General features: G+C 42.5%; 8 protein-coding genes. 6 read left to right on the forward strand and 2 right to left on the reverse strand.

Going from position 1 to position 6,518, the window contains the following annotated elements; genetic code table 11:
- Positions 1–1,832: 1,832 nt before the first annotated feature.
- On the reverse strand, positions 1,833–2,348 hold the full coding sequence (locus ACFIL8_RS06925; RefSeq protein ID WP_375689230.1) for a helix-turn-helix domain-containing protein: 516 nt from the start codon (positions 2,346–2,348) through the stop codon (positions 1,833–1,835).
- A 12-nt stretch (positions 2,349–2,360) separates the two neighbouring features.
- Positions 2,361–2,891, reverse strand: coding sequence for a helix-turn-helix domain-containing protein (locus tag ACFIL8_RS06930; protein ID WP_375689232.1), 531 nt, complete (start codon positions 2,889–2,891; stop codon positions 2,361–2,363).
- Positions 2,892–3,043: 152 nt separating this feature from the next.
- Between ACFIL8_RS06930 and ACFIL8_RS06935 the strand changes: the two genes are divergently transcribed.
- The 6 genes from ACFIL8_RS06935 to ACFIL8_RS06960 all read left to right on the forward strand — a co-directional run.
- Positions 3,044–3,349, forward strand: coding sequence for a helix-turn-helix domain-containing protein (locus ACFIL8_RS06935; protein ID WP_375689234.1), 306 nt, complete (start codon positions 3,044–3,046; stop codon positions 3,347–3,349).
- 73 nt (positions 3,350–3,422) lie between these two features.
- Positions 3,423–3,563 carry a hypothetical protein gene (locus ACFIL8_RS06940; RefSeq protein ID WP_375689236.1) on the forward strand — a complete coding sequence of 47 codons (141 nt, stop codon included), beginning with the start codon at positions 3,423–3,425 and terminating at the stop codon, positions 3,561–3,563.
- A complete protein-coding gene (locus tag ACFIL8_RS06945; RefSeq protein ID WP_375689238.1) occupies positions 3,547–3,945 on the forward strand; it encodes a hypothetical protein in 399 nt (132 codons plus the stop codon). The genes ACFIL8_RS06940 and ACFIL8_RS06945 overlap by 17 nt, the downstream gene beginning before the upstream one ends.
- Positions 3,945–4,892, forward strand: a complete 948-nt coding sequence (locus ACFIL8_RS06950; RefSeq protein ID WP_375689242.1) for a ParB/RepB/Spo0J family partition protein — start codon at positions 3,945–3,947, stop codon at positions 4,890–4,892. Before ACFIL8_RS06945 ends, ACFIL8_RS06950 begins: the two co-directional genes overlap by 1 nt.
- Positions 4,889–5,347 (forward strand): hypothetical protein, encoded by a 459-nt coding sequence (locus ACFIL8_RS06955; protein ID WP_012232200.1) that lies wholly within the window; start codon positions 4,889–4,891, stop codon positions 5,345–5,347. The genes ACFIL8_RS06950 and ACFIL8_RS06955 overlap by 4 nt, the downstream gene beginning before the upstream one ends.
- Positions 5,344–6,518: DNA-binding domain-containing protein (locus tag ACFIL8_RS06960; RefSeq protein ID WP_375689240.1), on the forward strand; the 1,175-nt coding region annotated here is incomplete at its 3' end. The genes ACFIL8_RS06955 and ACFIL8_RS06960, both read left to right, overlap by 4 nt.

The following is a 6,518-nucleotide window of genomic DNA, read 5'->3' on the forward strand; positions in this document are numbered from 1 at the left end:
AGCAAGGAATTGTAAAATCAGGATTTGATAGCAAAAAGAGTAGAGGGAAAGACCTTTTACAAGGCGATATTAAAGCTGGCGGATCCACTATATTCGCTGTTTCTTATATTGGTGGCAAAACAGGATGAGCCAAAATCGTCATCAAAATTATTATATATCTAACATTTATATAGTTTTTGTCGGCATGGATAGGGTTTTCTAAATAGAAATTGATACTTCCTGATGAAATTATCAATGATCTTTCAGGTTATGTGGTAAATTTTTTTCGGATATTACAACGTCATTATCCTTTTTTATGGAACTGCTTTATGAAATTATTGGCGTTTCAGATGAGTAGCCATGAGGAGTTTCAACATTTAATACAGCAAGATCTAAAAACTTTTACGAATTTAGAGCGGACTTTAAGGTTTTTATATTTATAGTGATTAAGTTTTAGCGAGAAGGTAGTCGATTGCACAATCGGAGTTTCAATAGACCTGTAGCATATGGTTTAATCTTTTCAAAATTGAATTTTTATTCTGTTGTTTAGCAGAGGTTACCATTAAACATTTAAAATGGTCTGATTTTATTGTGCGCTATGACGGTTTCAATACTTTATGTTACCTTACCTTGATTTGAAGTTATGCTCCTCATGTAAAATAGAATGCATTTATATTGTTAATTCACATGTCTATTTTAAAGAGATTTCTCTCAAAGTGTGTCATATCCATTTTATAATAACGTTCGTGAATGGTCTAAAGCCTCTATGAAGTGTATAAAGCTATTATGCTTCCCATTTTTACGTTTTCAAGGTGAAAGGGGTACTCCCCTATACTATTTTAGCTCCCAATTTTGCGATAATCTTTGGTATTTCAGAGTGTTCAGAAGAAGAGTTTTTATTCCTTTCTTCAAGTGAATTTTATTGATGCCTCAATTTTTCCTGTTATGCATGAGCAGATGATTGTGAGTGATTTTAATGTATAGAGATTTGAAATGAGATAATCCTATGATATTTTAGACGCTTGCTCAATATGAATAATTATAAATTATCTTTATAAACCAAGTTATTAATTTATTTTTGTATTGAAGATTATTCTGGATAAGAATTTGTTCAAGAAAGAGGATTATCAAATGATGTCCACGCTGTTTGCACAAGTACAAGGGAACATTTCTTTTGTCTTTCAAATGATGTGCCAGAAATCCAAAAAACTTAATTTACTCTAAATAATAGGTGAAAACAGTTATTTCGTTTGAAAATAATTACAATTAGCGTGAGAGATTTTTCATCATCGACTGCGATATAGAAAAAGAAACAATACACATAAAAGACCTTTAAATGATCTTTGAAAGGTCTTTGAAGACCCTTTGAGAACCCCTTAAAAACTCTTTGAAAAAAATAAATTGGTACAAAACCTAGTGGCAAAATATACAAAACCTGCTGGCAAGCTACATACATTGTAGTTTGACACTAGGTTTTATACTAAGTGGGAAAAGGTGGGATTAGGTAGGAATACGTGGTAATTTGTTGTTTTTATGTATAAAATTTAGCATTAAATGCGCGTTTTGTCAAAATCTATTTTGACACCTAAAATTGTAAAAAAGAGCTAAAAAGAGCGAAAATTAGAAAAAAGTGCGTTTTCATGGTAAAAATGAGAGAGGGCTTTGAAAGGTCTGTGAAAACCCTGTAAAAAATTTTGAAAAGTCTGTGAAAGCCCAGAAAACCGCCTTTGAAGACCCTGTGAAAAAAATCAATCCAAAAGTTCAATTGACTCCAAAATCAGCCCAAAATAACCAAAAAAGCAAAAAAGATTTCCACTTTCATTTTTCATTTTAGAGAGGCATTAAGCTATATCTTATGTAGTTTCTGGATGTGCATTTTCAGCTTCTATTTGACGCTTTAAATGCAATTTTAGAAGAGGGAAAGTTGCTTCTACTTCTTCTGTGTCGTTGATGTCTTGAACAAGCTCTTGCAGTTTTCTATAAAGTTCCGCCGCTAATTCCGCTATATCTTCAGGGGGGATCTTTATATTTGCATCGCGATAGGTTGTATAAGCTATGCGACCAAGCTTTTTCATGAGTCCAGCAGGGATGGTAGGTGGAGATATATTGAAAGACTGAGTTTTCATCATGTTTATGAACATTTCATCTTCACCAGTCAAAAGCCAATTTAGGTTGACCCCAAATTTTTCTCCATATGATGTTAAAACGGTTGCGTCTGGGGTTCTATCACCGCGTTCGTAATTGCCAAGCCCTTGAATACTAATACCAATTTTAAGTGAAAATATATCACGAGATAAGCCTACAAGCTTCCTTACCTCTATGAGGCGTCTTGCTAATGGGGTTTTGGGTTCATTTCTTTGTCGTGTCATATTAAAGGGGCATTAAGCCGTATTTTGTGTAGTTTCTAGATGTACTCTTTCAGCCTCTATTTGACGCTTTAAATGAATTTTAAGAAGAGGGAAAGTCGCTTCGACCTCTTCCGTGTCGTTGATGTCTTGAACAAGCTCTTGTAACTTTTTATAAAGCTCTGCCGCTAATTCCGCTATATCTTCAGGGGGGAGTTTTATTTTAGCATCGCGATAGGTTGTATAAGCTATGCGACCGAGCTTTTTCATGAGTCCAGCAGGGATAGTTTGTGGTTTAAAACCCGCTGCTTTCGCTTTTGCCATGTCACTAAACATTTCGCCTTCACCAGTGACAAGCCAGTCTAAGGATATTCCACAGCGATCTTTATATATTCGCATTATAGATGCAGGAGGCTCTCGTAAACCCGTTTCATAATTGCGCATAGTCGTTTCGGGAATATCAAAATGTTTAGCAAATTGTTTGCGCTCTGTAAAACCAAGGGTGTGTCGTATTTCACGCAATCGTTTTGCCAGTTCTGTTGTAGGTTCTTTTTCAGGGCGTGCCAAAAAAATCACTCCAAATGACATTTGGGTATTTACAAAAGCCTATTTAGGCTGTATACCTATAATTACCGCCCGATATAGAGGGCAGATATTTTACAATTAACCCCACAAAAAACGGATGGTTTGAGCATCCGTTTGAAGCAGGAGCGAAGTTTATGACAACCACCCAAACATGCATTCAAGTATGGGATCGCCATAGTATTTTAGCCGAGCTACGCCGCCGTAACATGACCTTGGCGGAGCTCGCGAAAGCTTATCAACTCTCGTCATCCAGCGTGCAACACATTTGGACACGGTCTAACGAGAAAGCCGAACGTGCTATTGCCGATTTTATCGGTTTGCCCGTCGAGCAGGTTTTTAGCAACCGCTACCCCAAAAGTCGCCGTCGCATTTTTAAAGCAGCAAAACATGCCAACACAGATTCGCGTGCGCATTCCGCATTGCGCGGGAATGCTGCTTGAACTTCGTTACACGGCTTTGCGCTTTTGCGCATTTGCCATGAATTTAAATACCATAAGATAAAAAGGTTTATCAATGTCTAAAGATCAGTACGAAATAGGCAAGATAAATTGCATAGAGTTGCATCATAGAACAGCCGTTTGCATGGGTTGGTTCTGGCGATTAGATGGTGGTCATATTGTTTTTATAGGGAGTGGTTATGGTTGCTGCTTGTAATTTATGGACCCCAGAAGCCAAAAGAGAAATCCTCAATCCTTATTCGGAGGTTGAACGTTTGGAAGCTATGCTTGCCTGTTCTTTTAAGGCGGTGAGTGGTGGATTTAAGCATCTGCCGATCCGGTATATTATTGACCCTCCGCATGGCTTATTTGATGCGGCGTTAGCACGACAGATTGTTATTCATATTTTGCATTATCAGTTTGAGGTGCCACGGCGGCGTATTGTTGCGATACAGGCACGTCAGCGGACTTCTATTTCTCTATCTATGCAAGTGATTAACCGGCGTTTGGAAGAACCCGTTTTTGCGAAAGCTTATCGAAGATGGGCGGGGCGTGCGATGGATTTATTCTTTAAAGAGATCAGAAAGGCGGCGGCGTGATGGCACAGTTTCAAAAGCTTGCTCTTGATGTGATTGTGGTGCCGGAGCGTATACGCCCTGTGGATGATGAACATGCCAAGGCACTTGCACAATCAATAGTGCGGGAGGGATTGATGAATCCGATTACGGTGCGCCATACCCCCAATGCTAAAGAGGGCAATTATACGCTTATTGCTGGTGCGCATCGGCTTCGTGCTGCGGAGCTTTTGGGCTATAGTGACATTGATGCGGTTGTGGTGCAGGCGGATAAGGACAATGCTGCGCTTTTAGAGGTTGCTGAAAACCTCTTTCGCAATGAGTTGTCTGTTATTGACCGTGCGCTTTTTGTCCAGACTTATCGCGAATTGTGGGAAAAAAAGTATGGGGAGATTAAGGTTGGTGGGGACGGTAGTAATCAACATAAAGCCAAAAAAGAGCAATTGGGTAAAGTTTACCCTATTGCTCAAATCAGTGATAATGCCTCTTCAAATGACAATAAAATCGGGTGTGAAGGGGACAAAGTGGCAAAGGGTCAAGTTGACCCTTTGCCAAATGATGGTGACTTAAATGGCAAAATGCAAAGTTTGCACTTTGCCAAACATGTAGCAGATCGTATTGGTTTATCGAAGGAGTCTGTGAAACTCCTCAATCGTATTTCCCAGCATTTACAGCCGGAGTTGCGCTCTGTTTTGCGGGGGACGGCATTGGCGGATAATCAAGCGCAATTGTTGAAGTTGGCGAAGATGGAGCCGGTTGCGCAACGGCGGGTGGCGATTGCGCTCCAACAGGTTGAGGGGGATTTACGGCGGGCTGTTGATTTGGTCAATGGGATTAATACACCTCCGCAAATTAATGAACAGGAACGGATTTTTGCGCAGTTATTAGGGGTGTGGCAGAGAGCAGATGTGCAGACAAAGGCGCGGTTTTGTGATTATTTGAACAAGCAATCGGGGGAGGTGCTGTCATGAAGAGGCATGGTTGCGGGCAGCTTGATTTTTTCCAAAAGCCGGTTTTTCCCTGTCGTGAACCCGTTGCGCAGATTGATTTAGGGCGGTTTCGCTCGCGCATTAAGCGTGCGATGGCGCGGGCTTTGAGAGAATGCCGGCATGAGCGCAGTGTGATTGCGGAGCGTATGGCGCATTATTTAGGGATTGGGTGTTTAAGTAAGGCGAGTTTGGATGCTTATGTTGCGGAAAGTAAGCAGGTGGATATTTCCCTGCCGCGGTTTAAGGCATTTGTGCGGGCGACAGAGGCATTTTGGCTCTGGGATGAGGTGGTGAGTGAAGATGGATTGTTGCTGTTGCAAGGGGATGAGGCGCGATTAGCAGAAATTGCGCGGTTGCAGCAGGAACAGCGGGAGATTGCAGCGCAATTGAAAGCCATGCGCGCAACGCCGGTTCGCATTAAAAGGGGGCAGCCATGAAGGAATGGTTTACTATTGCCGAATTGGCTGAAGCAGCTTTGCCAGGGTTGCCGAAAACATATAAAAGTCTTGAAAACCATGGACGGGCATATTGGAGAAAAAACTCTGAACTTTCGAGGAAAGTGGGAGGCAAAACCAAGCCGGTTTGGGAGTATCACATTTCCTTATTGCCGGAGGGGGCGCGGGCGGCATTGTTGGTGCGGTTTGGTAGGGCTGTTGATGTGAAACAAACGCAAGGGGAGCAAAAGGCAAGTATTTGGGTGCGTTATGAGGGGCTTTCCAAGGCGCATAAAAGGCGCTGTGAAGAGCGTTTGAAGGCACTTTGCTTTTGGGAAGATTTACTCCATGCTGGTATGGGTGTGCATGATGCGGCAAGTTTGAGTGCGGTGCAATTTGGTGTGAGCCGGATGTCGCTTTTTAATTGGCGGCAGATGGTGGAGGGGTATGAGCGCCCTGATTGGTTGGCAGCGCTTGCGCCTTGTTATGGTGAGGAGAATGTTTCGCAATTTGCGCCGTGTCATGAGGGGGCGTGGGAGGTTTTTTGTTCGGATTATTTGCGCCCCTCTCGCCCTGCTTTTTCGGCGTGTTATCGGCGGATGGTTTCGGTTGCGCAGGAGCGGGGTTTTGAGCCCATTCCTTCAGAGCGGGCTTTGCGGCGTCGTTTTAAGGCGCAAATTTCCAAAGCGGTTGTGGTTTTAGCACGTGAGGGAGAAGAAAAGGCAAAAAAGCTTTATCCAGCCCAACGGCGTGATCGCTCGAGCCTGCATGCACTGCAAGCTGTGAATATGGACGGGCATAAGCTGGATGTTTTTGTGAATGTTCCTTGGACAGAAAAGCCTGTGCGGCTTTATCTGATTGCCATTCAAGATCTTTATTCGGGCAAGATTTTATCGTGGCGCTTGTCGGATGCTGAGACTTGGGAAATCGTTCGTTTGGTGATTGGGGACATGGTGGAAGCTTATGGCATACCGGAGCGTATGACCTTGGATAATGGGCGTGCCTTTACCAGCAAGTGGATTTCTGGAGGTGTGCAAAACCGTTTTCGTTTTAAGATTAAGCCGGATGATCCGCAGGGGCTTTTGACGAGTTTGGGTGTGCAATTGCAATGGACCACCCCTTATAGCGGACAGTCTAAACCGATTGAGCGGGCATGGCGTGATCTGGCAGAAGC

Origin of the sequence: Bartonella sp. AP57NXGY (assembly GCF_042195805.1) — a bacterium.
GTDB lineage: Bacteria > Pseudomonadota > Alphaproteobacteria > Rhizobiales > Rhizobiaceae > Bartonella.

Bases quoted from the DNA above. Each gene is read 5' to 3' on its own strand.
- ACFIL8_RS06925 (WP_375689230.1), bottom strand. From the start codon at position 2,348: ATGACACGACAAAGAAATGAACCCAAAACCCCATTAGCAAGACGCCTC.
- ACFIL8_RS06935 (WP_375689234.1), top strand. From the start codon at position 3,044: ATGACAACCACCCAAACATGCATTCAAGTATGGGATCGCCATAGTATT.
- ACFIL8_RS06940 (WP_375689236.1), top strand. From the start codon at position 3,423: ATGTCTAAAGATCAGTACGAAATAGGCAAGATAAATTGCATAGAGTTG.
- ACFIL8_RS06945 (WP_375689238.1), top strand. From the start codon at position 3,547: ATGGTTGCTGCTTGTAATTTATGGACCCCAGAAGCCAAAAGAGAAATC.
- ACFIL8_RS06950 (WP_375689242.1), top strand. From the start codon at position 3,945: ATGGCACAGTTTCAAAAGCTTGCTCTTGATGTGATTGTGGTGCCGGAG.
- ACFIL8_RS06955 (WP_012232200.1), top strand. From the start codon at position 4,889: ATGAAGAGGCATGGTTGCGGGCAGCTTGATTTTTTCCAAAAGCCGGTT.